The sequence below is a fragment of the Pectobacterium actinidiae genome (assembly GCF_000803315.1).
Lineage (GTDB): Bacteria > Pseudomonadota > Gammaproteobacteria > Enterobacterales > Enterobacteriaceae > Pectobacterium > Pectobacterium actinidiae.
On record NZ_JRMH01000001.1, the window covers coordinates 1,184,670 to 1,210,718 of the forward strand.

Genomic DNA, 26,049 nt, shown 5'->3' on the forward strand with positions numbered 1-26,049 from the left:
TGCCTTAACCCACAACCAGGTTAAGCAGTTTGCCAGGGACATAAATCACTTTACGAACCGTGACGCCGTCCAGATATTTCGCGACCAGCGGTTCCTGAGCAGCGCGTGCGCGAACCTGTTCTTCGCTCGCGTCAGCGGCAACGGTGATTTTACCACGAACTTTACCGTTAACCTGAACAACGACCAGCTTGGAATCTTCAACCATTGCGTTTTCATCTGCAACCGGCCACGGTGCAGTATCGACGTCGCCTTCACCTTGCAGTGCCTGCCACAGCGTGAAGCAGACGTGCGGCGTGAACGGATACAGCATACGAACGACGGCCAGCAGCGTTTCTTGCGTCAGGGCGCGATCCTGATCGCTATCCTGCGGTGCTTTCGCCAGCTTGTTCATCAGTTCCATGATGGCGGCGATCGCGGTGTTGAAGGTCTGACGACGGCCGATATCATCGGTCACTTTCGCGATTGTTTTGTGCAGATCGCGGCGCAGTGATTTCTGATCTTCAGTCAGTGTAGCGATATCCAGCGCCGTTACCGCACCTTTCTCGGTATGCTCGAAGGCTTGTCTCCAGACACGTTTCAGGAAGCGGTTTGCGCCTTCTACGCCGGATTCCTGCCATTCCAGCGTCATTTCTGCCGGAGAAGCAAACATCATGAACAGGCGAACGGTATCTGCACCGTATTTCTCTACCATGACTTGCGGGTCGATGCCGTTGTTTTTGGACTTCGACATTTTGCTCATGCCCGCGTAAACCACGTCATGGCCTTCGTTATCGACGGCTTTGACGATGCGTCCTTTCTCATCACGCTCAACGGTCACATCGGTCGGAGAAACCCAGACGCGCTCGCCGTTATTACCGAGATAATAGAAGGCATCGGCCAGCACCATGCCCTGACACAGCAGGCGTTTAGCAGGCTCATCAGACGTCACCAGACCAGCATCGCGCATCAGTTTGTGGAAGAAGCGGAAATACATCAGGTGCATGATGGCGTGTTCGATACCGCCAACGTATTGGTCAACGGGCAGCCAGTAGTTGGCGGCAGCCGGATCCAGCATCCCCTGATCGTACTGCGGGCAGGTGTAGCGCGCGTAGTACCAGGACGATTCCATAAAGGTGTCGAACGTGTCGGTTTCACGCAGCGCTGGCTGACCGTTAACGGTTGTCTTCGCCCATTCTGGGTTAGATTTCAGTGGGCTGGTGATGCCATCCATCACGACATCTTCCGGCAGGATCACCGGCAACTGATCTTCAGGTGTTGGGATAACGGTACCGTCTTCCAGCGTCACCATTGGGATTGGTGCGCCCCAATAACGCTGGCGAGAGACACCCCAGTCGCGCAGGCGATAGTTGACTTTACGTTCGCCGATGCCTTTTTCTACCAGCTTATCGGCAATGGCATTGAATCCGGCTTCGAAATCCAGACCGTCAAACTCACCAGAGTTGAACAGGTTGCCTTTTTCCGTCATCGCCTGAGCGGACAGATCGGGCTCGCTGCCATCGGCATTCAGAATAACCGGTTTGATGGACAGATCGTATTTGGTGGCGAATTCCCAGTCGCGCTGGTCGTGACCCGGAACGGCCATCACTGCGCCTGTACCGTATTCCATCAGAACGAAGTTGGCGACCCAGATAGCGACTTTCTCACCGTTCAGCGGGTGAATGGCATACAGGCCAGTGGCCATGCCTTTTTTCTCCATCGTCGCCATATCGGCTTCGGCGACTTTGGTATTACGGCATTCTGCAATGAAATCGGCCAGCGCTGGGTTGGTTGCGGCAGCTTGTGCAGCAAGAGGGTGACCAGCGGCAACGGCAACGTAGGTCACGCCCATGAACGTATCCGGACGCGTGGTATAGACCGTCAGTTTCTCTGCGCTGTCCGCCACGTCAAAGGTGATTTCCACACCTTCGGAACGACCAATCCAGTTACGCTGCATGGTTTTGACCTGCTCAGGCCAGCTTTCCAGCGTATCCAAATCGTTCAGCAATTGGTCTGCATAAGCGGTGATTTTGATAAACCACTGCGGAATCTCTTTGCGCTCAACCTTGGTATCGCAGCGCCAGCAGCAGCCGTCAATAACCTGTTCGTTCGCCAGTACGGTTTGGTCGTTCGGGCACCAGTTAACGGCGGAGGTTTTTTTATAAACCAGACCTTTCTCGTACAGCTTGGTGAAGAACCACTGTTCCCAGCGGTAGTAGTCTGGTTTACAGGTCGCGACTTCACGGTCCCAGTCATAGCCAAAGCCCAGCAGTTTGAGCTGGTTTTTCATGTAGTCGATGTTGGCGTATGTCCAGGGGGCAGGCGCGGTGTTGTTTTTAACCGCTGCGCCTTCTGCCGGCAGACCAAAGGCATCCCAACCGATCGGTTGCAGAACGTTTTTTCCCAGCATGCGCTGATAGCGGGAGATCACGTCGCCGATGGTGTAGTTACGGACGTGGCCCATATGTAGTCGGCCAGAAGGGTAAGGCAGCATGGAAAGGCAATAGTATTTTTCCTTGCCGGGCTGTTCGGTGACTTTAAATGTCTGCTTCTCTTGCCAGTGAAGCTGGACGTCCGCTTCTATCTCTTCTGGGCGGTATTGCTCTTGCATGGCTGCCAGGGGTCCTGTTTAGTGAAGAATCGCTACGTGAGTAGCCTGTTCTGATTCATAACAAAAGATCCGCATAGCATAGCCGTAAGCGACGCGGGCAACAACACCCAGCGCCCGACTGAGGAATATTTCTGATTTGTGAGCGATAGACTGCGAGCTGTTGCGCAAATTAGCGACAATTCGCCAGAAGAATGGCAAAAATAATCTAAAATAGAGAGAGATAGGCAACGTAGCGGTTTTTGGCCTGTTGTGCCAGACGGCGAATATGCGTTCTTTATCACCCTTCGACCCGCTTATTCAGGAGGAAGCATGAATAAACTAGCCCGCTATTACCGCGAGTTAATGGCTTCAGTGACGGCTCGGCTGAACAACGGTGAACGCGATCTCGACAGTCTGGTGCTGAGCGCTCGTAAAACCTTGCAGGAAAGCTCGGAGCTGACGCAGAAAGAAATAGAGCAGGTGATCCAGGCCGTTCAGCGCGATCTGGAAGAGTTTGCCCGCAGCTATAACGAAAGTCAGGATGAGTTTACCGATAGCGTGTTTATGCGAGTCATCAAGGAAAGCCTGTGGCAGGAACTGGCTGATATTACGGATAAAACACAGCTAGAGTGGCGCGAGATCTTTAAAGATGTGAACCATCACGGGGTGTACCACAGCGGTGAAGTCGTCGGGCTAGGCAATCTGGTATGCGAGAACTGCCATCATCATATTGCGTTCTACACGCCGGAGGTTTTGCCACTCTGTCCGAAATGCTCGCATGATCTGTTCCACCGCCAGCCATTTCAGCCGTAGAGCTGTTGGGGATAAATAAGCGTGCCTTGCGGCACGCTTTATCTGAGTATTAATGCAGGATTTTCGCCAGGAAGTCTTTCGCGCGTTCGGACTGTGGGTTATTGAAGAAATCATCCTTACGGGTGTCTTCAACGATTTTGCCCTCATCCATAAAGATCACGCGGTGCGCTACTTTACGTGCAAAGCCCATTTCATGGGTGACGACCATCATGGTCATGCCTTCCTGTGCCAATTCAACCATAACGTCCAGTACTTCGTTGATCATCTCTGGATCAAGCGCGGATGTCGGTTCGTCAAATAACATCGCGATAGGATCCATGCACAGCGCGCGGGCGATGGCGACACGCTGTTGCTGACCACCAGAAAGCTGCCCTGGATACTTATTGGCATGTGCTGCCAGCCCAACGCGTTCCAACAGCTTCTGTGCTTTGGCTTTGGCTTCTTCACGCTTGCGTTTCAGCACTTTCACCTGCGCCAGCGTCAGGTTCTCGATAATCGACAGATGTGGGAACAGTTCAAAGTGCTGGAACACCATCCCGACTTTGGATCGCAACTGGGCCAGATTGGTTTTTTTATCGTTCACGGCAATACCGTTGACGGTAATTTCACCTTTTTGAATCGGTTCCAGACCGTTTACGGTTTTGATCAGGGTTGATTTACCAGAGCCAGAAGGCCCGCAGACGACTACGACTTCACCTTTTTTTACTTCTGTGGAGCAGTCGGCTAGCACCTGAAATTGGCCGTACCATTTAGAAACATTTTTCAGGGAAATCATCAAACCGTCCTTTTTTTCAGGTAACTGACCAGCATTGAGGCAGTAATGCTGAAGAGAAAATAAATGAACCCAGCAAACAGGATCATTTCAACTTGTGTTCCGTCACGCTCGCCGATGGTTGAGGCGGTACGGAAGAAATCAGCGAGGCTGAGCACATAAACCAGTGAGGTATCCTGGAACAGAACAATCCCCTGCGTCAGCAGCAGCGGAACCATGGCGCGGAATGCCTGCGGCAGAATGACCAGCTTCATGGATTGCCAGTGCGTCATGCCTAATGCTAACGCCGCGGAGGATTGACCGCGTGACACGCTGAGAATACCCGCACGAATGATTTCCGAATAATAGGCTGCCTCAAATAGCGAAAAGGCTACCATAGCTGAAATCAGTCGAATATCGGTTTTAGGCGATATCCCAAGCACATTTTGTAATAAGCTAGGAACCACCAGATAGAACCACAGCAGCACCATGACGAGCGGAACGGAGCGGAACAGGTTTACATACAGTTTGGCGAACCAACTGATGGGTTTAATCGGCGACAGGCGCATTACTGCCAGAATCGTGCCCCAGATAATCCCGAATACTACCGCCGTTAGCGTAATTTTGAGTGTAACGACCATCCCCTGAAGCAGGTACGGCATGCTTGGCCCAATTGAGCTCCAGTCAAATTCATACATGATTTATTTGCTCCCCATATTGCCCGGCAAACGGGTTTTCCGCTCAACGACCTGCATGATCAACATAATGATGGCGTTGATGCCAACGTACGCCAGCGTGATGGCGGTAAAGGATTCATACGCGTGGGCGGAATAGTCCAGTAGTTTTCCCGCTTGTGCCGCCATATCAACCAAACCAATCGTGGAAGCGATGGCCGAGTTTTTTACCAGGTTCAACATCTCTGACGTTAACGGCGGAACAATCACGCGGTACGCATTCGGCAGTAATACATAACGGTAGGTTTGCGGTAACGTCAGACCCATCGCCAGCCCGGCGGCTTTCTGCCCGCGTGGTAAAGACTGAATCCCCGCACGCACCTGCTCACAAACGCGTGCTGCGGTGAAAAGCCCCAGACAAATCATTGATGACAGGAAGAATTGAATATTGGGATCTAGCTCGGCTTTAAACCACATGCCGATGTTGACGGGAAGCAGCTCGGGAACCACCAGATACCAGGTAAAAAACTGGACAATCAGTGGGACGTTGCGAAATAGCTCGACGTAGCAGGTACCAATGCCCGCAAGGAAACGGTTTGGGACGGTACGCAGGATTCCAAATAAAGAACCAATGAGAAAAGCGATAATCCAGGCACAGATAGATAATGTGACGGTCACTTGCAGACCGGACAAAATCCACCCGAGGTAGGTTGTGTTGCCGAAGGGGGCGGCTTGTAGAAATATGCCCCAGTTCCAATCTATTGACATAACGAACTCCGGTAAAAAAAGGGTAGCGAAGCTACCCTGAAGATTGATGAGCGGCCATATTCCCGTTCTGTTTCAAACTACAGGCGTATTGTTTATTGTCCTGCTTATCGAAATGTCTCGGGGCAACATGTGATGGGGAACGACCACCACATGCCTGTCTGTCCTGCCACGAATCAGCAATCAGAGGGCAGGTAACTCTGCCCTTATTTTCATTATTAATTAGTTTAGCGCTTTGTCATTTGGCGCTTTGAACAAGGCCTTCATTTCATCTGACAGTTCAAAGTTCAGGTTAAGATCTTTTGGTGGAATAGGCTGTTTAAACCAGCGATCGAACCATTTCTCAGCTTCACCGGAGGTCTGAACCTCGGCGATGGTGTCATCAACCAGTTTCTTGAATTGCGGATCGTCTTTACGCAGCATACAGCCGTAGGCTTCTTCCGACTGTGCTTTGCCGACGATGTCCCACTGATCGGCGCTTTTCGCTTTCGCACGTTCGCCAGCCAGCAGAGCATCATCCATCATAAAGGCCACAGCACGTCCGCTTTCCAGCGTACGGAAGGAGTCACCGTGGTCTTTCGCACTGATGATGCGCATCTTCATCTGTTTTTCTTCATTCAGCTTATTCAGCAGAACTTCAGAGGTGGTACCGGAGGTCACGACGACGGTTTTACCCGCCAGCTCTGGGAAGTCTTTTACGCCGGAGTCTTTTTTGGTTAACAGGCGCGTACCGACCACGAAAATGGTGTTAGAGAACGCGGCTTGTTTCTGACGTTCCAGGTTGTTGGTCGTTGAACCACATTCAAAATCAAAGGTACCGTTCTGCAACAGTGGGATACGATTCTGAGAGGTGATAGGGAGTAGTTTGACCTGTAGATTAGGCGCATCCAGTTTTTTCTTAACCGCTTCGACAATTTTGTCAGAGTAGGCTTGAGAGTAGCCGACCACTTTTTGCGTGTTGTCATAGTAAGAAAAAGGCACGGACGATTCGCGGTGTCCAATGACGATCACGCCATTATCTTTGACCTTTTTCAATGTACCGGCCAGATCTTCAGCCTGAGCTACGCTGGCGGCGGTGCCAAGCAGAAGCAGTGATAATGCCAGTTTACGCATTTGCATGTTCTAACTCCTTTGCTGTCGTTGCTGCAATAGTTATAGCGCTGTCGTGAATAACCGTATGGTTAATATGTCGCCATCTTCAAGTTAACGTGTATCGCTGCATGACTCATACATAACGCTTTGCGACTTCTCAGTGATAACGCTGCACCGTTAAAGCGCGAAGTTACTGTCTATACAGTTAAAAAGTAGCTGATTGTAAATAGATTGAAATGGAAATGTTTGTTTTTTGCGATATCCGCCGCACCAAATGGCAGCAATGTCAGAGTTCAGCACCAATTTGGTGCGTTACTTGCTCCAATAGAGAGCTTGAAGCCGACGTAATATCCAAAAAAATACAGAAACAACCTTTTACAGGGTAATAACAGGCAAATACCGTGCCATAAATAAAAAAAGGCATGCAAAAGCATGCCCTTAGGGAAATGAGAAGTGGCTGGTTAGCGGCGACGTAAACCGAAGAAAACGGTAACGATGCCGCCCAGTAGCGTAATGATCCACAGCGGCCAGGAACCGAAGCGTGCATAAGGCGTGACCCCGGTAGCGGGCACAACCTGCGTGTTCAGCACCGCACGCGTAAACTGCGGCAGGCTGGCGCTGACCTCGCCATCTGGCGTAATTACGGCTGTGACGCCGTTATTGGTACTACGAACCAGAGGACGTCCTAATTCCAGCGCGCGCATTCGTGCCATCTGGAAGTGCTGCCACGGCCCGATTGAATGACCAAACCAGGCATCGTTCGAGATAGTCAGCAACATATCGGTGTCTGGTCGGAAATTATCCCGCAACTGCTGGCCTAAGATAATTTCATAACAAATGGCGGCATTAAGCCTGAAGCCATGAACCGAGAGTTGAGGCTGAACGTAGTCTCCCCGACTGAACGACGACATCGGGAGATCGAAGAACGGTGCCAGCGGGCGTAACAGTGTTTCCAACGGGACAAACTCGCCAAAAGGCACCAGATGATTTTTGTTATAACGATTTCTTGTCGGGTAGTGATAGGGATCCTTGTCGCCTAACACGATAACCGAGTTATAAAAATCGGTTTTATTACCCTCACGCCGAATATCGACGATACCTGTAATCAGGCTGCTATTGCGGCTACGCAGGATATCGTCAATCTGTTTCAGATAAGCGCCCTGACGGCTTTCAATATCTGGAATCGCCGTTTCCGGCCAGATCACGATAGGTGCCTTGTCCATATAGGGCAAGCTGTTATCCAGATAGATCTTCAGCGTGTTCAACAGCTCATCTTGTTCCCATTTCATGGCCTGCGGGATATTGCCCTGTACCAGTGCGACATTGACGGCGCGCTCAGGTTGCAGGGTGTACCACTGAATACCGCGCAGTGGCCATGATAAAACGAAAACGCCGATAGCAATGGCCGCCGGAATGACTTTACGTTGGTGGATGGCATAAACGAGCAATCCGCTGAGGCTCATCAGCAGGAAGGTAATGGTGTCGATGCCCAAAATGGGCGCAATACCTTTTAGCGGGCCGTCAATTTGGCTGTAGCCGAATTGCAGCCACGGAAAACCGGTGAGCACCCATCCACGCAGAAACTCGGTGAACTGCCAGAGCACGGGGGCGGCCAGTGCCAAACGCCACAGCGTTGTCTTTGGACTGAAACGTGAGAGCAGGGCAGCAAACAGCAGTGGGTAGAGCGACAAATACGCCGCGAGCAGAATGACCAGTGCGATATTGACAGGGCCTGGCATTCCGCCAAATTGCGCGATGCTGACGTAAACCCAGTTAACGCCGCTACCGAACAGACCCAATCCCCAGCAAAACCCTATCCAGGCTGACTGGCGACTCGTACGGTTGAGTATCAGCGCCTGTAGACCCATAAGCGAGATAATCGCCGCGGGCCAGAAATCAAAGGGAGAAAATGCCAGCGTGCCACAGGCACCAAATAAGAGCGCCAGCAGGGCTTTAACCTGCTGGCGTTGTAGAAAAGAAGCGACAACCATTGCCAAATTATTCTTCCAATTTTGGTTGAGGGGCATTGTCAGGGATTCTGACATGAACCTGAATAATACGGCGGCTGTCTGCCATCGCAACCTTAAACAGGTAACCTTCTATGTCGATGGTTTCGCCACGGGCAGGAAGATGGCCGAAAGACTGCATAACCAAGCCGCCAATAGTGTCGACCTCGTCATCGCTGAACCGTGTGCCGAAAGCCTCGTTAAAATCTTCGATATCGGTTAACGCACGCACGGTGTAAGTCTGGCGATTAAGCTGACGAATATCTCTGTCTTCTTCATCGTCATATTCGTCTTCAATTTCGCCGACAATCAGCTCAAGAATATCTTCAATCGTGACCAGGCCGGATACGCCACCAAACTCATCGATGACAATTGCCATGTGATAGCGCAGTGAGCGGAACTCATTCAGCATTCTATCAACACGTTTGCTTTCCGGCACAACCACGGCGGAACGCAGAACTTTATCCATACTGAACGGTTCGGAGTCGCTGCGCATAAACGGCAGCAAATCCTTCGCCATCAGGATGCCTTCAATATGGTCTTTATCTTCGCTAATGACGGGGAAACGAGAGTGGGCGGATTCGATAATCACGTCCAGACACTCTTCCAGCGTTTGATCGCGCTTGAGCGTAATCATCTGCGAGCGGGGGATCATGATGTCGCGTACACGCTGGTCGGCGATATCCATGACGCCTTCGAGCATATCTCGTGTTTCAGGATCGATCAGGTCATTCTGTTCGGAATCACGAATCAGAGTGAGTAAACCGTTACGATCTTTTGGCTCGCCGTGAAAAAGCTGATTAAGAATAAGAGAAAAGAAGCCCTTTTTGGGACTGGGTGCATCGCTGTTTTGAGAATGGTCGTCGCTCATGCGTTTTTATTAACATCACTCTTGGTAAAGGATTATTGCCAGCAACTGGAAGCGGCACAGTGGCTGATGTGTGAAGATAAATGCCCGTTATCTTCCCGATTTCGGGCTATACCCGTCATACTTCAAGCTGCATGTGCGTTGGCAATACTCAGCTCATTTCTGAGCCTCGCCCTGAAGGGCCGCCGCAAGCGGCGTTCAAATCGGCGAAGCCAATTTGTCCTTACTCTCCCCAGTCACTTACTGGTGTAAGCTCCTGGGATTCGCTGTGTCGCCGCCTTCTTGCAACTCGAATTATTTAGGGTCTATACAAAATGTATTTCTATTTATTCAGTGAGGCCATCTTTTTCTGCAAGGTAGGGATCGGCATAACCCATGCCCTGCATAATCTCGGTTTCCAGCGCTTCCATTTCTTCGGCTTCGCTGTCCTCAATATGGTCGTACCCTAGCAGATGCAGGCTACCATGGACAACCATATGCGCCCAGTGCTCTTCTACGGTTTTTTCCTGCTCGGCGGCTTCACGCTCGACAACCTGACGGCAGATGATTAAATCGCCAAGCAAAGGAAGCTCAACCTCTGGCGGTGCTTCAAAAGGAAACGACAGCACGTTGGTCGGCTTGTCTTTACCGCGATAGGTGTTATTCAGGTCGCGGCTCTCTGCCTCATCCACGATACGGATGGTGACTTCAGAGACTTCCTGAAACTGTGGCAGAGCGCCTTCCAGCCAGCGCTGAAAGTCTTTTTCTTCCGGTAGTCCCTGTGCTTGCTCGCTGGCGATTTGTAAATCCAGAATCACCTGACTCATTTTTGCTCCTGATCTGATGCCGCAGCCTGTGCTTCACGCTTACGCTGTTCTGCTAGGGCGTCTTTACGTTTCTGTTCGGCATTTTCCCATGCTTCATAGGCATTCACAATCCGTGCAACCACCGGATGGCGCACTACGTCCTCGCTGTGGAAAAAGTTAAAGCTGATCTCTTCGACATCGGCCAGCACTTCTATCGCGTGGCGTAAGCCGGATTTCAGATTCTTCGGCAGGTCGATCTGCGTGACGTCACCGGTGATGACCGCTTTTGAGTTAAATCCGATGCGCGTCAGGAACATCTTCATCTGTTCGATGGTGGTGTTCTGGCTTTCATCGAGAATAATGAAAGCATCGTTCAGCGTTCGGCCACGCATGTAAGCCAGCGGCGCGACTTCAATCACGTTGCGCTCGATAAGCTTTTCGACGCGCTCAAAGCCCAGCATTTCAAACAGGGCATCATAAAGTGGGCGCAGGTAAGGATCGACTTTCTGGCTCAGATCGCCAGGCAGGAAGCCCAGCTTTTCACCCGCTTCGACTGCCGGGCGCGTGAGAAGAATGCGGCGAATATCCTGACGCTCCAGCGCATCTACGGCGGCAGCGACGGCTAAGTAGGTTTTCCCCGTTCCCGCAGGGCCAACGCCGAACGTGATGTCGTGATCGAGGATGTTGGCGACATACTGTGCCTGATTCGGTGTGCGGGGTTTGATTACGCCGCGTTTGGTGCGGATATTGACCACTTTGCCATAGTCAGGAACGTGTTCCGCAGACTGCTCCAGCACTCGAGATTCTTTAATCGCAAGATGAATTTGCTCAGGCTCGATATCACCAATGACGCCACGTACCGGGGCTGTATCGACATACAAGCGTTGCAGGATATCGGCGGCAGCTTGCGTCAGCAGGCTTTTGCCGACCAGTTTGAATTGATTATCCCGGCGATTGATCTCGATGCCTAAGCGGCGTTCTAACTGTTTAATATTGTCATCAAACGGGCCGCAAAGGCTGAGCAGGCGTTGGTTATCGGCGGGTTCAAGGGCAATCTCTTGTGTCGTTACGTTCAAATTATTCCTCTTGAGCGTTAACTGTGCTGGCTCCATCCTGCCCGCACAAAGTGAACAGTTGTCAGACGGTCTGATGTGTCCGCCCTATGAATGAATTATTCATCGTGAATGCCCGATGGTGCAAGTCACAATAATGATATTGGGATGCCGCCTCGCAAAAGCAAATGTAAGTAGCATGAAATTGAAACGGATTATTGAATGGATGGCCTGCCATAAAAAAACGCAGGAACGTTTTTCAACGTTGCGAAGCAACGGCCCGGAGGGTGGCAGGCAGGGATAGCCTGCCATAAAAAATGGGTGGCAAAGCCACCCATCATCATGCTGAGACTGGAATGAACGTCGGTTACGGCTGATAGAACCCGACGCCGATGTCATTCTCTTTGCGGGTACGTGCAATCACGGAAGACGGTGATTCATGTACGCGCAGATCCATTTGATCTTCGGTGCGCACCACGATCCCGCGCAGCGAGTTGGTATAAACATCAACGATTTCCACATCGACGAATTTACCGATCATATCCGGTGTACCTTCGAAGTTGACGACGCGGTTGTTTTCCGTACGACCAGACAACTCCATTACGCTCTTACGTGAGGTGCCTTCTACCAGAATACGCTGGACGGTGCCGAGCATGAGGCGGCTAAACCGCATCGCCTGCTGGGTGATGCGTTCTTGCAGAAGATACAGACGCTGTTTTTTCTCTTCTTCTGGCACATCATCAACCATATCCGCAGCCGGTGTTCCTGGGCGGGCGGAATAGACAAAGCTATAGCTCATATCGAAATTCACATCGCTAATCAGCTTCATCGTCTGTTCAAAGTCAGCCTGCGTTTCGCCAGGGAAACCGACGATAAAGTCAGAACTGATCAGGATGCCCGGACGCGCATTGTGCAGTTTACGGATGATAGCTTTGTATTCCAGTGCGGTATGACGGCGTTTCATCATCGTCAGCACGCGGTCAGAGCCGCTTTGCACGGGTAAATGCAGGAAGCTGACCAACTCCGGCGTGTCTTCATAAACGCTGATAATATCGTCTGTGAATTCAATCGGATGGCTGGTGGTAAAGCGGACACGATCGATCCCGTCAATAGCGGCGACCAGACGAAGCAGCTCAGCAAAGGAGCAGATTTCACCGTCATAGGTTTCGCCGCGATAAGCGTTGACGTTCTGTCCCAAAAGGTTAACTTCACGCACGCCTTGCGCGGCCAGTTGAGCGATTTCGAACAACACATCATCGCACGGGCGGCTGACTTCTTCGCCGCGGGTATAAGGCACAACGCAGAATGTGCAGTATTTATTGCAGCCTTCCATGATGGAGACGAAAGCCGTCGGCCCTTCGGCGCGCGGTTCTGGCAGGCGGTCGAATTTTTCGATTTCAGGGAAACTGATATCAACGATGGGGCTACGCGTGCCCTGAACGTGATTAATCATTTCCGGCAGGCGGTGCAAGGTTTGCGGGCCAAAAATAACGTCAACGTAGTGCGCACGTTCACGAATATGCGCGCCTTCCTGTGAGGCCACGCAGCCACCGACACCAATAATCAGGTTCGGATTGAGATCTTTCAGCGTTTTCCAACGGCCAAGTTGATGGAAGACCTTTTCCTGCGCCTTTTCACGGATCGAGCAGGTATTGAGCAGCAGGACATCGGCTTCTTCAGCGATTTCAGTCAGCTCATAGCCGTGCGTACTTCCCAGTAAATCAGCCATCTTCGATGAGTCGTACTCATTCATCTGACAGCCCCAGGTTTTAATATGCAGTTTTTTTGTCATCGACTTGCCATTACTCAGTGCGGATAAGAAAGATTCCCCTCATTTGGGGCGGGTATTGTAATCGTTCGCTGACGTTGTGACCAGCGCCGGAAACCACGCTGATTTGATAACCCCTTACTTTCTATAAAAATGCGGCTTTTCTGAAAAGTTACTCGCAAATCCAGTACACTATTTTCATGCATTTTTACTGGTGTGAATAAACGAGAACCAGAGAGGATAGAGCCAATATGCATTACGATGCGATTGTGGTTGGCGGTGGCATGGTCGGCGCGGCCGCGGCGCTTGGTCTGGCACAGCAAGGATTTCAAGTTGCAGTGGTCGAGCAGGAAATGCCGACGCCGTTTGATGCAGCCAGTCAGCCTGATTTACGGATCTCGGCGATTGGCTATGCGTCGGTTGCGCTATTGAAAGAGCTGGGCGCTTGGTCGCGGGTGCAGCAGATGCGCAGCGCGCCTTACCGTCGGTTGGAAACCTGGGAATGGGCGAATGCTAGAGTCGTTTTTGATGCTGCCGACATCCACCTGCCCGAACTGGGGTTTATGGTGGAAAACCGCGTGCTGCAACTGGCGCTCTGGGAAAGTTTGCAGGAAGAGGCGCGCTGCCACTGTTTTTGCCCGGCTACGCCGCAGAACCTGCAACGCACAGATGATGGCTGGTGTTTACAGCTTGCCGATGGGCAGACACTGACAGCTTCGCTGGTGATTGGAGCCGATGGCGCGAATTCTCAGGTTCGCCAGTGGGCAGGGATTGGCATCAGCGGCTGGCAGTATCGTCAGTCTTGTATGTTGATCGGTGTAGAGACCTCGCAACCCCAGCAGGATGTGACCTGGCAGCAGTTCACACCGAGCGGCCCACGTGCGTTTTTGCCGCTGTTTGACCAGTGGGGATCGCTGGTATGGTATGACAGTCCTCAGCGCATTCGTCAGCTTCAGGCGATGCCGCTTACACAGCTGGATAAAGAAATTGCGGCTGCGTTTCCTGAGCGATTGGGCTCGGTCAAGGCGCTTTCCGCTGGGTCATTCCCGCTGGTCAGACGCCATGCGCAAACCTATATCAAACCGGGTTTGGTACTGCTAGGCGATGCGGCGCATACCATTAATCCGCTGGCGGGGCAGGGCGTTAATCTCGGATATCGTGACGTTGAGGCGCTGCTGGATGTGCTAATTAACGCGCGCAATGCGGGAGAAGAATGGGCTTCTGAGCGCGTATTACGCCGCTATCAGTGTCGCCGTATGCCGGATAACCTGATGATGCAAAGCGGGATGGATCTCTTCTATAACGCGTTCAGTAATGCGTTACCGCCGCTGAGCTTTGCACGCAATATGGCGCTAATGGTTGCACAGCGCGCTGGCGTGTTAAAACAGCGCGCGTTGAAATATGCCATTGGCGTCTGATGAATAATGAGGACGCCGCCCGTTACGGCATGGGCTCGGCGGTGAAGATAATATCGGTGTCCTCATTGGTTGTTGCTGTAAAGCGAACCTTTTCTACTTGCCGAACGCCTTTACCTGAGGTTTGGCTATCCTGAAGCAGGCCGAACATCATCTCAGTTACCTCGGGGCTTTCAAGGTTGTTCTCGCCCAATAGCGCAGAAAACGCGGCTGCAACGATTTGCAGATTCTGTCTTGTTGTTTCGGCGGGTTCTGACGCGGCGCTGAGTAGCACAATTCCATTTAGCTGTTGGCTTTTACTTTCTACTGACCCAATTAATCCGACGTACTCGTTAAAAATGTGCTGAAAGTCATCGACGGATGTTCCCTTTTCCAAATTAATGGTCAATTTAAGAGGGATATTGAGTTTCGTCAGATTAGCATTCATCCGGTCAGCGAACGTTTGCGATGAAATTTTAAAAGATGCGGTGCTGCCTGCATAAGTCGGTGTAATGAAGCATAACAGCAACGCCACGCTGAGCATCAATGCCGCTAACTGCGTGAGCATGATAGATTGCCGCGATTGGTTGATGTCGTTCTGATGTGGCAGCACAACGTGGCTAAAACCATGAGTAACAGAGGATGTAGATAAAACCTTCATGCCCGCCCTTTTAGGAAAATCGAATGATTGGTGTGCATATGTTAGCACCGGATGATGTTAATACCAGACATAACAAAACGGGGGATAAAAGTTCATTTGTCTCTCAAAGGAGCAATATGTGGGCATTGAGAGAAAACAAGAAGGCTGCAATTCCTTAAAAAACTTAGCTTGGAGATGTATAAAGTACACTCTGGCAGCTGAATTTATCCTCCAAAAAATTCAACGATCGCTTGATTTGCTCGGTTGAGCCATCCAATCGTCTTCTCTGGAATCTGTGGCTCTTTTGATAATTTCATATATTCGTATTTAAACACACATAGAGAATTATCGCTTGGCGAGTATGCAAATCCATTGCTTGATAAAGTAGATATGTATCTGAATTTTTGTTCTTTATTTGGTGAGCAACTGACGTTAGATTCTACTAAAAAGGTGTTCTTTCCTGAAAGGATATCTTTTGCATCTAGAATCCCTTTATTCATAAAAATCAATGGTAAAGTGCAAATTAGAAATAACATGAAAGCTCGGTATCTTCCAAGATCCAAAAGAAATTTGCTTTTGTAAGTCAGAAAGCAGACTACCAATGCTGTTATCACTCCTATGCATAGGTACTTTTCAGCTTTGGTTCCGTAGAAAAAGCGATAACCTAACCCATACAAACCCGATACTAACATTAGAGCAAGGAGTCCGTATTGTAAGTACACGACGTATTTATACCCTCCCCCAGCCTTCATAAGCCCCTTCGAGTTACTAGAGGTAGGATTATTTATATGATTCATTCCACACTGGAACAAGAACAGAAATAGTGAAGTTAACATCGGTAGTAAAGTGGCTTTGACTATGTCAGAAATTTCAACAAACTGGAGAATGTTAAGATCAAAATGAAGCCAAAATCCCCACAGATATAACGAACCACAACCCAAGAGATAAGCCGTAACGATAGCGCTGGATAAGATATTTATCTGCATTTTCAGTATGGTGCCTCATGACTAACCCGTTGACTAAGTTTTTATATCTGTCGCCACTTTGTCGCCATGCATAACAAAACGGGGCGACGTCTTTCGACTGTCGCCCCGTTTCTTTGCTGTTTTACCAGCTTTATTTGGCTGGGGTACGAGGATTCGAACCTCGGAATGCCGGAATCAGAATCCGGTGCCTTACCGCTTGGCGATACCCCAATAATATGGTGGCTACGACGGGAATCGAACCTGTGACCCCAGCATTATGAGTGCTGTGCTCTAACCAGCTGAGCTACGTAGCCAAATGTACTGCTAGTGTTACTTCACTTCAACAACATCTTCTACTATCAAGTAGATGGCTGGGGTACCTGGATTCGAACCAGGGAATGCTGGTATCAAAAACCAGTGCCTTACCGCTTGGCGATACCCCAATAGGACAACGAATTTTTCAGCATATGTTTTGAAATGGCTGGGGTACCTGGATTCGAACCAGGGAATGCCGGTATCAAAAACCGGTGCCTTACCGCTTGGCGATACCCCAATCACTACAAAACACTAACAGGCTTCGAAAAGCGATGTCAGACCGATAAGATGATATGGTGCGGGAGGCGAGACTTGAACTCGCACACCTTGCGGCGCCAGAACCTAAATCTGGTGCGTCTACCAATTTCGCCACTCCCGCAAAAAGATGGTGGCTACGACGGGAATCGAACCTGTGACCCCAGCATTATGAGTGCTGTGCTCTAACCAGCTGAGCTACGTAGCCATCTTTTCCGCGTCACCTTCATCGGCGTTGCGGGGCGCATTATGCGTAGTTGGCCTAATTGCGTCAACTAGTTTTTTCCCGAAAAGCGCCCTCAATGTATCGTTTGTTTGGGTTGTGAACAGTATGGTGAGAAAAACGTCAAAAAGCACGCATTCCCAGTCAATTAAGCGTAAAAAAACGGGCCATGAAAGGCCCGTTGACTGAAGAAATTAAATCGAATTATTTGTAGGCGGACTGGTGTACGCCAACCGCGCGGCCTGATGGATCATCCAGTTTCTTGAAAGATTCATCCCACTCAATCGCTTTCGCAGACGAACAGGCGACTGACGGGCCACCTGGCACGCATTCTGCGGCGCTGGGAACCGGGAACAGCTCTTCGAAGATTTCACGGTACAGATACGCTTCTTTGGAGCCTGGCGTGTTGTACGGGAAGCGGAAGCGTGCTGTTTCCAACTGTTGATCGGTAACCTGATTAGCCGCTACTTCTTTCAGCGTGTCGATCCAGCTGTAGCCCACGCCGTCAGAGAACTGTTCTTTCTGACGCCATGCAACGCTGTGCGGCAAGTAGGATTCAAAGCACTCGCGCAGAATGTGTTTCTCCATCTTGCCGTTGCCACACATTTTGTCGCGCGGGTTGATGCGCATCGCGACATCGAGGAAGTTTTTGTCCAGGAACGGTACGCGAGCTTCCACGCCCCAGGCTGACATCGCTTTGTTGGCGCGGGCGCAGTCGTACTGGTGCAATGCCAGCAGCTTACGCACGGTTTCTTCGTGCAACTCTTTGGCGTTTGGCGCTTTGTGGAAATAGAGGTAACCGCCGAATACTTCGTCAGAACCTTCACCGGATAGCACCATCTTGATGCCCATCGCTTTGATTTTACGCGACATTAGGTACATCGGCGTTGAAGCGCGAATCGTGGTGACGTCATAGGTTTCGATGTGATAAATCACGTCGCGAATCGCATCCAGTCCTTCCTGCACGGTGAAGTGAATTTCATGGTGCACGGTACCCAAATGGTTAGCAACTTCCTGCGCGGCTTTCAAATCTGGCGCACCTTCTAAACCGACGGCGAAAGAGTGCAACTGAGGCCACCAGGCTTCACTGCGCTCGTCATCTTCTACGCGACGTGCCGCATATTTTTTGGTAATCGCAGAGATAACAGAGGAGTCCAGACCGCCAGAGAGCAATACGCCGTAGGGCACGTCAGACATCAGATGGCTTTTCACCGCTTCTTCCAGCGCATCGCGCAGCGCTTCTTTATCCGTCTCGTTGTCTTTTACTGCGTCGTAATCAAACCAGTCGCGCTGGTAATATTCGCGAATTTCGCCGTCTTTGCTCCACAGGTAGCTGCCAGCCGGGAATTCTTTGATGGTGCGGCAAACCGGTACGAGCGCTTTCATTTCAGAAGCGACGTAGAAGTTGCCGTGCTCATCGTAACCCATATACAACGGGATGATGCCGAGGTGGTCACGGCCAATCAGATAGGCGTCTTTCTCGCTGTCATACAGGGCAAAGGCGAACATGCCGCGCAGTTCATCCAGGAATTCTGGGCCTTTTTCCTGATACAGCGCCAGAATCACTTCGCAGTCGGAGCCAGTCTGGAATGCGTAACGGTCGCCGTATTGCTGACGCAATGCCTGATGGTTATAAATTTCACCGTTAACGGCCAGAATGTGGGTGCGCTCGGCGTTGTAAAGCGGCTGTGCGCCCGTGTTGACGTCAACGATAGACAGACGTTCGTGAGCCAGAATGGCTTTGTCGCTGGCATACACGCCAGACCAGTCTGGCCCGCGGTGACGCATCAAACGGGATAACTCCAGCGCTTTCTTACGCAGTTCAACAGGATCGCTTTTCAGATCAAGCACACCAAAAATAGAACACATACATGACTCCCAGTAATGACAGATTCGAACTCAGTGCCATTGATTTAGCATCAAAGTGCCATAGGAATTCAATATTATTTAATGAAAAAAGCTATCGGCGTGGTATTTCGTTAATTTATGCGGTTTTTTGGTGTTGATTCGTCAAATTCATAGAAGAGAAAAGCCAGATTTTTAGTGATTACATAATCCGGCCAGAAAGCGATTCAGGCGTTTTCGAGTAATTGCTGTAGCAGCACGCCGTTTAGCATCGCCCGTTTGACCAACGCAAACGCGCTGATAGCGGAAAGATGGTTGAGGCTGGAGACCTCAATCGGCAGGTTATGACGAAATTCTTTCAGCACCTGCGCGTTGATGCAGCGTTGGATTGCAGGAAGCAGGGTTTTTTCTGCTTCGGTGATTTCACCAGCAATCACGACTTTCTGAGGATTGAACAGGTTGATCGCAATGGACAGCGCTTTGCCGAGATTGAGCCCGGCCTGTTCGATGACTTCACGGGCGAGGGCATCACCTCGGTTTGCTGCTTTGCAAATCGCAGAAATCGTACAGTTATTGATAGAAAGCTTGCTGGGGTAGCCCTGACCCAGCAGGTGTTGTACGCGCTGTTCAATGGCGGCGTTGGCGACGACGGTTTCCAGACAGCCGAAATTGCCACAGTGGCAGCGATCGCCAAGCGGATCGATCTGAATATGGCCGATCTCGCCCACGTTGCCGTTGCTGCCAAGAAAAATCTGCCCGTTGACGAGAATACCCGCGCCTGTGCCGCGATGGACGCGTACCAGAATAGAATCCAGCGAATCATGTGTAGCACCGAAATAGTGTTCTGCCAGCGCCAGGCTGCGGATATCGTGACCAACAAAGCTGGTAACATTGAATTGGCGTTGCAGGTTTTTGACCAGTTGCCAGTTATCCACGCTGATGTGTGGCATGTAGCGGACGATGCCCGCAATGGGATCAACCAGCCCCGGCAGCACAACAGAGATTGCAATGAGCTCGCGTATGCGGCGTTGATGGCTGGTGATAAAACCGCCGATGGCCTGAAAGAGTGCGGCTTCCAGCGACTCCTGCGTTTTTTCTTGTAGTTCGTAGTGCGCTTCTTCCAGCGCTTTTCCCTGCAAATCGTACAGCGCAATAGTGGCGTCGTAACGGCCAAGGCGTACGGCTATGGTATGGAAAGGACGGTTTTCGGTAATAATCGAAATGGCGCGTCTGCCGCCGGTGGAGGCTTGCTGATCGACTTCTTTGATGAGCCCACGTTCTAGAAGCTGGCGGGTGATTTTGGTGACGCTGGCGGGTGCAAGCTGGCTCTGTTCTGCTATCTGAATGCGTGAGATCGGGCCCTGCTGGTCAATCAGGCGGTAAACCACCGCACTGTTTAATTGCTTAACCAGATCGACATTCCCTATCTGCGCTTGTCCGCCTGTGGTCATTAAGAAGTTACTCGCTTAGGTTTAACTCAACGTTGGGTAAACCTTATCTCAGTGTACCCAACGTATTTCCGCGTTACCCCAAGGCGTTTCTCGTTTTATCCCCAAACAGGATTACCGTTAACAAACGTCTTGAGAATGTGATAGTCACGGTTAAAGACGGTCAGGTTGGCCACTTTACCGCTTTCAATACTGCCTAACTGCTTATCGATGCCGATGGCGCGAGCGGGGTAGAGCGTTGCCATCCGAATCGCTTCATCCAGCGCGATACCCGCGTGTTCGACGCTATTACGTACGGCGTCAATCATGGTCAGTGCCGAACCACTCAAGGTGCCGTGTTCATCGACACAAATGCCATCGCGGTAGTATATGGTTTTACCAGCAAAAATGAACTGGTCAATATCCGCACCGGCCGGTGCCGTAGCGTCGGTAACGAGCACCAGCTTATCGCCCTTGATGCGTTTACTGTTGCGAATATTGGCCCAATCAACGTGTCGTCCATCCGCGATAATGCCGCAATAGACTTCCGGGGCATCGTAAATCGCGCCGACCAAACCGGGTTCGCGGCCGGTCAAATACGGCATGGCGTTGAACAGATGGGTAGCGAAACGAATACCGGCGGAAAAACCCAGCTTAGCCTGTTCCCAGGTGGCGTTGGAATGTCCCGCAGAGACGATAATGCCTGCCGCTGTTAGCTGACGGATAACTGACGGTTCGACTTCTTCCGGTGCCAGCGTGATTTTCGTAATGGTATCCGCATTGGCGCACAGAAAGTCGACTAACTCTTGCGTTGGTTTGCGGATAAAAGCAGGGTCATGCGTGCCTTTTTTGATCACATTCAGCCAAGGGCCTTCGAGATGTAGCCCAAGCGCCTGATGCTGATTTTGTGCCAGCCAGTCTCTCATCACGCAGATGCTGTGCTTCATAAACGCATCGCTGGAAGTAATCAGCGTAGGTAAAAAGCTGGTACAGCCTGAACGCTCGTTTGCCTGCTGCATGAGCTCCAATGTCTTGACGGAGATCGTGTCCAGCGAGTCGTTGAACTGCACGCCGCCGCAGCCGTTCAATTGGAGATCGATAAACCCTGGGGTGAGGAATGCACCACCCAGGTCGTGTTGTTCAATGCCGGCAGGAAGTTCGGCAAGTGGACAGACTCGTTCGATCAGCCCATCGGCAATCACGACGGCGTGATTATCCAAAATCTGATGGCCGGTGAAAATCCGGCTATGAGTTAACGCGTACATCATCGACTCCCGCATCGGTTAGATATTTTTCATACTTTCCGTTTCTAATTCACGGAAGTATTTAACGGTTTTTACCTTCAGCTCCATTGTTGAAGGCTCGTCACAAACCATGATGGCTTTGGCATGAAGTTGCAGACAGCTGATGGTCCACATATGGTTAACATTGCCTTCTACCGCTGCCTGTAGCGCCTGCGCCTTGTTACGACCAGTCACCAGAATCATCACTTCTTCGGCATCCAGCAACGTACCAACGCCAACGGTCAGCGCAAATTTAGGCACCAGACTGACGTCCCCGCCAAAGAAACGAGAGTTCGCGATACGAGTTTCTTCTGTCAACGTTTTGATGCGTGTGCGGGAAGCCAGAGAGGAGGCGGGTTCATTGAAGGCGATATGTCCATCGTTGCCCACGCCGCCCATGAAAAGATGAATTTTCCCGTAGGACTTTATTTTCTCTTCATAGCGGCGACATTCTGCTGTGGTGTCTTCTGCGTTGCCGTTCAACAGGTTAATGTTTTCACGCGGAATATCAACGTGATTGAAAAAATTCTGATGCATGAAGGTATGATAGCTTTCTGGATGATCGGTCGGCAGACCAACATATTCATCCATATTGAAGGTGATGACGTATTTGAAGCTCACCAGTCCTGCTTTGTGCATGGCGACCAGCGATTTGTAGGCCTCTAGCGGCGAACTGCCTGTCGGTAATCCCAGAATAAAAGGGCGCTCTGCGCTGGGTTTGAAAGCGTTAATCTTCTCAACGATGTGGCGGGCGGCCCATTTTCCGACGTCGGCGGCGGTAGTTAAGGGAATGAGTCTCATCAGCGCTCTCCTGGTTTTAAGTGGAATTAAATTCGTTATTGCGTCAATCGCGCCAGCTGCGCGTTTTGTCTATGCATTAAAATTAGTCTACTCCGTTTTTTTTAATCTTGAAATAAGTTGGGGTTTTATTCAGGTATAAACTTTTAATATGCAGTTTTTTAGTGATTTTTATCACATAATTATGGGGTTTAATTTGTGTAGCGAATTATTTTTCTTACACTCCCCCTAAGAACCACCGCTGCCATGTTTTCTCGACAATGCAGTTTTTCGACAGCGACGTTCTTCGGCAGTGAAATTTATTGGCAGGTTTGTTTGCCCCACAACATTTCATTACCTCGCAAAGGTAAGAGAGGGAAAAGTGAGTACTCTGAGCTATTTACAAAAAGTCGGTCGGGCATTGATGGTGCCTGTCGCGACGCTGCCTGCTGCCGCTATCCTGATGGGGATAGGTTACTGGATTGATCCGGTTGGCTGGGGAAGCGAGAACGCGTTGGCGGCACTCCTCATCAAATCGGGTGAGGCGATTATCGGGCATATGGCCGTGCTGTTTGCCGTCGGTGTCGCGTACGGTATGTCTAAAGATAAAGATGGTGCGGCGGCATTGACCGGTTTTGTTGGTTATCTGGTGCTGACCACGCTGTGTTCACCGGCCGTTGTTGCCATGATCCAACGGATCCCTGTTGAACAGGTACCCGCTGCGTTTGGCAAGATTGAAAACCAGTTCATCGGGATTCTGGTCGGTGTCATGTCTGCTGAGCTGTATAACCGCTTCAGTCAGGTTGAACTGCCTAAGGCGCTGTCGTTCTTCAGCGGACGCCGCTTGGTGCCGATTCTGGTTTCTTTCCTGATGATTCTGGTCGCGTTCATTTTAATGTACGTCTGGCCAGTCATTTACAATGCGCTGGTCGCGTTCGGTGAACATATTCAGCAGTTGGGTTCGGTTGGCGCTGGGGTTTATGCCTTCTTTAACCGCTTGCTGATTCCTGTTGGGCTGCACCACGCGCTGAATTCCGTGTTCTGGTTCGATGTGGCGGGCATCAACGATATTCCTAACTTCCTGGCTGGCCAGCAGTCTATCGATTCTGGCAAAGCCGTAGTGGGGATCACCGGACGTTATCAAGCGGGCTTTTTCCCGATTATGATGTTCGGTCTGCCGGGCGCGGCGTTGGCGATTTATCACTGCGCGCGCCCTGAGAACAAAAGTAAAGTGGCCGGGATTATGCTGGCGGCGGCCTTTGCCTCCTTCTTTACCGGGATCACCGAGCCGCTGGAATTCTCCTTTATGTTCGTCGCACCAGTGCTGTATTTCCTGCATGCGCTGCTGACCGGTTTTTCCGTCTTTATCGCGGCGAGCATGCATTGGATTGCCGGATTTGGTTTCAGTGCTGGCCTGGTGGATATGGTGTTGTCTTCACGTAACCCGCTGGCCACACAGTGGTACATGCTGCTTGCACAGGGACTGGTATTCTTCGTCATTTATTATGTGGTGTTCCGCTTTACTATCACTCGCTTCAATCTGTTAACGCCGGGACGTGAGCTGGCAGTGAGCGGTAGCGAAGTCGATGGCTATGACGTGAGTACGGCGTCTGCGGGCGAAAAATCAAGCGATGCAGCGGTGCTGGCACAAGGCTATTTGCAGGCGCTTGGCGGAAAAGCCAATCTGACTGGCATTGATGCCTGTATTACACGTCTGCGTTTGAACGTGGCAGATTCCTCTCTGGTTGATGATGCACAGGCAAAACGTCTTGGTGCGGCGGGCGTCATTCGTTTGAATAAGCAGAGCGTACAGATTGTTGTGGGTACGCAGGCTGAATCGATAGCGACCGCGCTGAAAGCGGAGTATGAAAAGATATAGTATGACAAGGCACAATATGACGGCGTTACTGGTTTAACGCGATGTTATGTCGATGAAAGTGGTAGGGCGAGATAGCAATCTCGCCCTTTTTTTTCGTTATGAATAATTAAATGAAACTAACGGTTGTTTCCCAGCCTAGCTTGTTGGATCATTGTCGGTTATACGTCGTTTTAGCATTGAGGAATGAAGAATGAGTGAGGCTGAAGCCCGCCCAACCAACTTTATCCGTCAGATTATCGATGAAGATCTGGCGTCCGGTAAACATGAGCATATTCAGACGCGTTTCCCGCCAGAGCCGAACGGCTATCTGCATATTGGGCATGCAAAATCTATTTGCCTGAATTTTGGTATCGCGCGTGACTATCAGGGGCAATGCAACCTGCGTTTTGACGACACCAATCCGGTAAAAGAAGATATCGAGTACGTTGAGTCGATCAAACGTGACGTCGAGTGGCTGGGTTTTTCATGGAGCGGCGACGTTCGTTATTCTTCTGATTATTTCGATCAACTACATGCCTATGCGGTTGAATTGATTAGTAAAGGGCTGGCTTACGTCGATGAGCTGACGCCTGAGCAGATTCGTGAATACCGTGGTACGCTGACGGCACCAGGCAAAAACAGCCCTTATCGCGACCGTACCGTGCAAGAAAACCTGGCGCTGTTTGAAAAAATGCGCAACGGCGGGTTTGCGGAAGGGACGGCCTGTTTACGTGCAAAAATCGATATGGCATCGTCTTTTATCGTGATGCGCGATCCGGTGTTGTATCGTATTAAATTTGCCGATCATCACCAGACGGGCAACAAGTGGTGCATCTATCCGATGTATGACTTCACCCACTGCATTTCCGATGCGCTGGAAGGGATCACGCATTCACTGTGTACGCTGGAATTCCAGGATAACCGCCGTCTATATGACTGGGTGCTGGATAACATCACTATTCCTTGCCACCCGCGTCAGTACGAATTCTCCCGCCTTAATCTCGAATACGCGATTATGTCCAAGCGTAAGCTGAATCAGCTGGTTGTGGAAAACGTCGTTGAAGGATGGGACGATCCGCGTATGCCGACCATCTCTGGTCTGCGCCGTCGTGGTTACAGCGCGTCATCTATCCGTGAGTTTTGTGTGCGTATCGGCGTAACGAAGCAGGATAACAACGTGGAAATGGCCGCGCTAGAGTCCTGTATTCGTGATGACCTGAATGAGAATGCTCCACGTGCAATGGCGGTGTTGGATCCGGTCAAAGTCGTAATCGAGAATTTGCCAGCTGAGCACGAAGAATTTGTCGCGATGCCAAACCATCCGAACAAGCCGGAAATGGGCTCACGTCAGGTCGCATTCAGCCGCGAAGTTTACATCGATCGCGCTGACTTCCGCGAAGAGGCCAACAAACAGTACAAGCGTCTGGTGCTGGGTAAAGAAGTGCGTCTGCGTAATGCCTATGTGATCAAAGCTGAGCGTATTGATAAAGATGAGCAGGGCACCATCACTACGATCTACTGTAGCTATGATGCGGAAACGCTGAGCAAAGATCCGGCTGACGGCCGTAAAGTGAAAGGTGTTATCCACTGGGTTTCTGCGGCACACGCGGTACCAGCAGAATTCCGCTTGTACGATCGCCTGTTCAGTGTGGCAAATCCAGGGGCGGCGGAGGATTTCCTGTCGACGATTAATCCAGATTCACTGAAAATTACGCAAGGCTTTGTGGAAGCGAGCCTGACGCAGGCGGAAGTAGAGAAAGCGTATCAGTTTGAGCGCGAAGGCTATTTCTGTGCGGACCGCGTTTACTCCAGTGCCGAGCATTTGGTGTTTAACCGTACGGTTGGACTGCGAGATACCTGGGTAGGCTAAGGCCACGGGTAAGAAGACAAAAATAAAACCGCCTTGGCGGTTTTATTTTTTTATGCG

The 26,049-nt window shown here is 50.8% G+C and carries 20 protein-coding genes and 6 tRNA genes; 4 read left to right on the plus strand and 22 right to left on the minus strand.

Annotated elements, in window-relative coordinates:
* Nucleotides 1-4: 4 nt before the first annotated feature.
* Complete coding sequence (gene leuS / locus KKH3_RS04940; RefSeq protein WP_039356453.1) at nt 5-2,587, minus strand: leucine--tRNA ligase; 2,583 nt, start codon at nt 2,585-2,587, stop codon at nt 5-7.
* Nucleotides 2,588-2,896: 309 nt separating this feature from the next.
* On the opposite strand from leuS, the gene KKH3_RS04945 reads away from it, so the two are divergent.
* The gene (locus KKH3_RS04945) at nt 2,897-3,379 is read left to right on the plus strand and encodes a zinc ribbon-containing protein (RefSeq protein WP_010298779.1); all 483 of its coding nucleotides are present in this window, start codon (nt 2,897-2,899) and stop codon (nt 3,377-3,379) included.
* 49 nt (nt 3,380-3,428) lie between these two features.
* Here the strand turns inward: KKH3_RS04945 and KKH3_RS04950 are convergent, their stop codons facing one another.
* The 9 genes from KKH3_RS04950 to miaB form a co-directional block, all read right to left on the minus strand.
* Complete coding sequence (locus KKH3_RS04950) at nt 3,429-4,154, minus strand: amino acid ABC transporter ATP-binding protein (RefSeq protein ID WP_039356457.1); 726 nt, start codon at nt 4,152-4,154, stop codon at nt 3,429-3,431.
* On the minus strand, nt 4,154-4,828 hold the full coding sequence (gltK, locus tag KKH3_RS04955; RefSeq protein WP_039356460.1) for a glutamate/aspartate ABC transporter permease GltK: 675 nt from the start codon (nt 4,826-4,828) through the stop codon (nt 4,154-4,156). Before gltK ends, KKH3_RS04950 begins: the two co-directional genes overlap by 1 nt.
* A 3-nt stretch (nt 4,829-4,831) precedes the next feature.
* The gene (locus KKH3_RS04960) at nt 4,832-5,572 is read right to left on the minus strand and encodes an amino acid ABC transporter permease (RefSeq protein WP_010285409.1); all 741 of its coding nucleotides are present in this window, start codon (nt 5,570-5,572) and stop codon (nt 4,832-4,834) included.
* 219 nt (nt 5,573-5,791) lie between these two features.
* Nucleotides 5,792-6,688, minus strand: coding sequence for an amino acid ABC transporter substrate-binding protein (locus KKH3_RS04965; RefSeq protein WP_039356462.1), 897 nt, complete (start codon nt 6,686-6,688; stop codon nt 5,792-5,794).
* Nucleotides 6,689-7,122: 434 nt separating this feature from the next.
* Nucleotides 7,123-8,652, minus strand: coding sequence for an apolipoprotein N-acyltransferase (lnt, locus tag KKH3_RS04970; protein ID WP_039356465.1), 1,530 nt, complete (start codon nt 8,650-8,652; stop codon nt 7,123-7,125).
* A 7-nt stretch (nt 8,653-8,659) separates the two neighbouring features.
* Nucleotides 8,660-9,538, minus strand: a complete 879-nt coding sequence (gene corC, locus KKH3_RS04975; RefSeq protein ID WP_010298789.1) for a CNNM family magnesium/cobalt transport protein CorC — start codon at nt 9,536-9,538, stop codon at nt 8,660-8,662.
* Nucleotides 9,539-9,861: 323 nt separating this feature from the next.
* Nucleotides 9,862-10,341, minus strand: coding sequence for an rRNA maturation RNase YbeY (gene ybeY, locus KKH3_RS04980; RefSeq protein WP_039356467.1), 480 nt, complete (start codon nt 10,339-10,341; stop codon nt 9,862-9,864).
* Complete coding sequence (locus KKH3_RS04985) at nt 10,338-11,396, minus strand: PhoH family protein (RefSeq protein WP_039356469.1); 1,059 nt, start codon at nt 11,394-11,396, stop codon at nt 10,338-10,340. Before KKH3_RS04985 ends, ybeY begins: the two co-directional genes overlap by 4 nt.
* Before the next feature lie 343 nt (nt 11,397-11,739).
* Nucleotides 11,740-13,164: a tRNA (N6-isopentenyl adenosine(37)-C2)-methylthiotransferase MiaB gene (gene miaB / locus KKH3_RS04990; RefSeq protein ID WP_039356471.1), complete on the minus strand. Its 1,425-nt coding sequence runs from the start codon at nt 13,162-13,164 to the stop codon at nt 11,740-11,742.
* A 227-nt stretch (nt 13,165-13,391) separates the two neighbouring features.
* On the opposite strand from miaB, the gene ubiF reads away from it, so the two are divergent.
* The gene (gene ubiF / locus KKH3_RS04995) at nt 13,392-14,558 is read left to right on the plus strand and encodes a 3-demethoxyubiquinol 3-hydroxylase (RefSeq protein ID WP_039356474.1); all 1,167 of its coding nucleotides are present in this window, start codon (nt 13,392-13,394) and stop codon (nt 14,556-14,558) included.
* 22 nt (nt 14,559-14,580) lie between these two features.
* Here the strand turns inward: ubiF and KKH3_RS05000 are convergent, their stop codons facing one another.
* From KKH3_RS05000 to nagB, 12 genes are all read right to left on the minus strand, one after another.
* Nucleotides 14,581-15,195, minus strand: coding sequence for a hypothetical protein (locus KKH3_RS05000; RefSeq protein WP_039356476.1), 615 nt, complete (start codon nt 15,193-15,195; stop codon nt 14,581-14,583).
* Between the two features lie 203 nt (nt 15,196-15,398).
* Nucleotides 15,399-15,674 (minus strand): hypothetical protein, encoded by a 276-nt coding sequence (locus KKH3_RS22195; RefSeq protein ID WP_131591571.1) that lies wholly within the window; start codon nt 15,672-15,674, stop codon nt 15,399-15,401.
* 621 nt (nt 15,675-16,295) lie between these two features.
* Nucleotides 16,296-16,370 (minus strand) — tRNA-Gln (locus KKH3_RS05010).
* Between the two features lie 6 nt (nt 16,371-16,376).
* A tRNA-Met gene (locus tag KKH3_RS05015) sits at nt 16,377-16,453 on the minus strand.
* Between the two features lie 54 nt (nt 16,454-16,507).
* Nucleotides 16,508-16,582 (minus strand) — tRNA-Gln (locus tag KKH3_RS05020).
* 35 nt (nt 16,583-16,617) lie between these two features.
* Nucleotides 16,618-16,692, minus strand: a tRNA-Gln gene (locus KKH3_RS05025).
* Between the two features lie 56 nt (nt 16,693-16,748).
* A tRNA-Leu gene (locus KKH3_RS05030) sits at nt 16,749-16,833 on the minus strand.
* Nucleotides 16,834-16,840: 7 nt separating this feature from the next.
* A tRNA-Met gene (locus KKH3_RS05035) sits at nt 16,841-16,917 on the minus strand.
* A gap of 219 nt (nt 16,918-17,136) precedes the next feature.
* Nucleotides 17,137-18,801 carry an asparagine synthase B gene (asnB, locus tag KKH3_RS05040; protein ID WP_039356483.1) on the minus strand — a complete coding sequence of 555 codons (1,665 nt, stop codon included), beginning with the start codon at nt 18,799-18,801 and terminating at the stop codon, nt 17,137-17,139.
* A gap of 203 nt (nt 18,802-19,004) precedes the next feature.
* On the minus strand, nt 19,005-20,228 hold the full coding sequence (nagC, locus tag KKH3_RS05045; protein WP_039356485.1) for a DNA-binding transcriptional regulator NagC: 1,224 nt from the start codon (nt 20,226-20,228) through the stop codon (nt 19,005-19,007).
* A 95-nt stretch (nt 20,229-20,323) separates the two neighbouring features.
* Nucleotides 20,324-21,469, minus strand: a complete 1,146-nt coding sequence (gene nagA / locus KKH3_RS05050) for an N-acetylglucosamine-6-phosphate deacetylase (RefSeq protein ID WP_039356487.1) — start codon at nt 21,467-21,469, stop codon at nt 20,324-20,326.
* An 18-nt stretch (nt 21,470-21,487) separates the two neighbouring features.
* Nucleotides 21,488-22,288 carry a glucosamine-6-phosphate deaminase gene (gene nagB, locus KKH3_RS05055; RefSeq protein ID WP_039356489.1) on the minus strand — a complete coding sequence of 267 codons (801 nt, stop codon included), beginning with the start codon at nt 22,286-22,288 and terminating at the stop codon, nt 21,488-21,490.
* A gap of 358 nt (nt 22,289-22,646) precedes the next feature.
* On the opposite strand from nagB, the gene nagE reads away from it, so the two are divergent.
* The gene (gene nagE / locus KKH3_RS05060; RefSeq protein WP_039356491.1) at nt 22,647-24,143 is read left to right on the plus strand and encodes an N-acetylglucosamine-specific PTS transporter subunit IIBC; all 1,497 of its coding nucleotides are present in this window, start codon (nt 22,647-22,649) and stop codon (nt 24,141-24,143) included.
* Between the two features lie 190 nt (nt 24,144-24,333).
* Complete coding sequence (glnS, locus tag KKH3_RS05065; RefSeq protein WP_039356494.1) at nt 24,334-25,992, plus strand: glutamine--tRNA ligase; 1,659 nt, start codon at nt 24,334-24,336, stop codon at nt 25,990-25,992.
* Nucleotides 25,993-26,049: the final 57 nt, after the last annotated feature.

Bases quoted from the DNA above. Each gene is read 5' to 3' on its own strand.
- KKH3_RS04950 (WP_039356457.1), bottom strand. From the start codon at position 4,154: ATGATTTCCCTGAAAAATGTTTCTAAATGGTACGGCCAATTTCAGGTG.
- nagB (WP_039356489.1), bottom strand. From the start codon at position 22,288: ATGAGACTCATTCCCTTAACTACCGCCGCCGACGTCGGAAAATGGGCC.
- corC (WP_010298789.1), bottom strand. From the start codon at position 9,538: ATGAGCGACGACCATTCTCAAAACAGCGATGCACCCAGTCCCAAAAAG.
- nagC (WP_039356485.1), bottom strand. From the start codon at position 20,228: ATGACCACAGGCGGACAAGCGCAGATAGGGAATGTCGATCTGGTTAAG.
- KKH3_RS22195 (WP_131591571.1), bottom strand. From the start codon at position 15,674: ATGAATAAAGGGATTCTAGATGCAAAAGATATCCTTTCAGGAAAGAAC.
- KKH3_RS04960 (WP_010285409.1), bottom strand. From the start codon at position 5,572: ATGTCAATAGATTGGAACTGGGGCATATTTCTACAAGCCGCCCCCTTC.
- gltK (WP_039356460.1), bottom strand. From the start codon at position 4,828: ATGTATGAATTTGACTGGAGCTCAATTGGGCCAAGCATGCCGTACCTG.
- glnS (WP_039356494.1), top strand. From the start codon at position 24,334: ATGAGTGAGGCTGAAGCCCGCCCAACCAACTTTATCCGTCAGATTATC.
- KKH3_RS04945 (WP_010298779.1), top strand. From the start codon at position 2,897: ATGAATAAACTAGCCCGCTATTACCGCGAGTTAATGGCTTCAGTGACG.
- lnt (WP_039356465.1), bottom strand. From the start codon at position 8,652: ATGGTTGTCGCTTCTTTTCTACAACGCCAGCAGGTTAAAGCCCTGCTG.
- miaB (WP_039356471.1), bottom strand. From the start codon at position 13,164: ATGACAAAAAAACTGCATATTAAAACCTGGGGCTGTCAGATGAATGAG.
- KKH3_RS05000 (WP_039356476.1), bottom strand. From the start codon at position 15,195: ATGAAGGTTTTATCTACATCCTCTGTTACTCATGGTTTTAGCCACGTT.
- KKH3_RS04965 (WP_039356462.1), bottom strand. From the start codon at position 6,688: ATGCAAATGCGTAAACTGGCATTATCACTGCTTCTGCTTGGCACCGCC.
- nagA (WP_039356487.1), bottom strand. From the start codon at position 21,469: ATGTACGCGTTAACTCATAGCCGGATTTTCACCGGCCATCAGATTTTG.
- leuS (WP_039356453.1), bottom strand. From the start codon at position 2,587: ATGCAAGAGCAATACCGCCCAGAAGAGATAGAAGCGGACGTCCAGCTT.
- ybeY (WP_039356467.1), bottom strand. From the start codon at position 10,341: ATGAGTCAGGTGATTCTGGATTTACAAATCGCCAGCGAGCAAGCACAG.
- ubiF (WP_039356474.1), top strand. From the start codon at position 13,392: ATGCATTACGATGCGATTGTGGTTGGCGGTGGCATGGTCGGCGCGGCC.
- asnB (WP_039356483.1), bottom strand. From the start codon at position 18,801: ATGTGTTCTATTTTTGGTGTGCTTGATCTGAAAAGCGATCCTGTTGAA.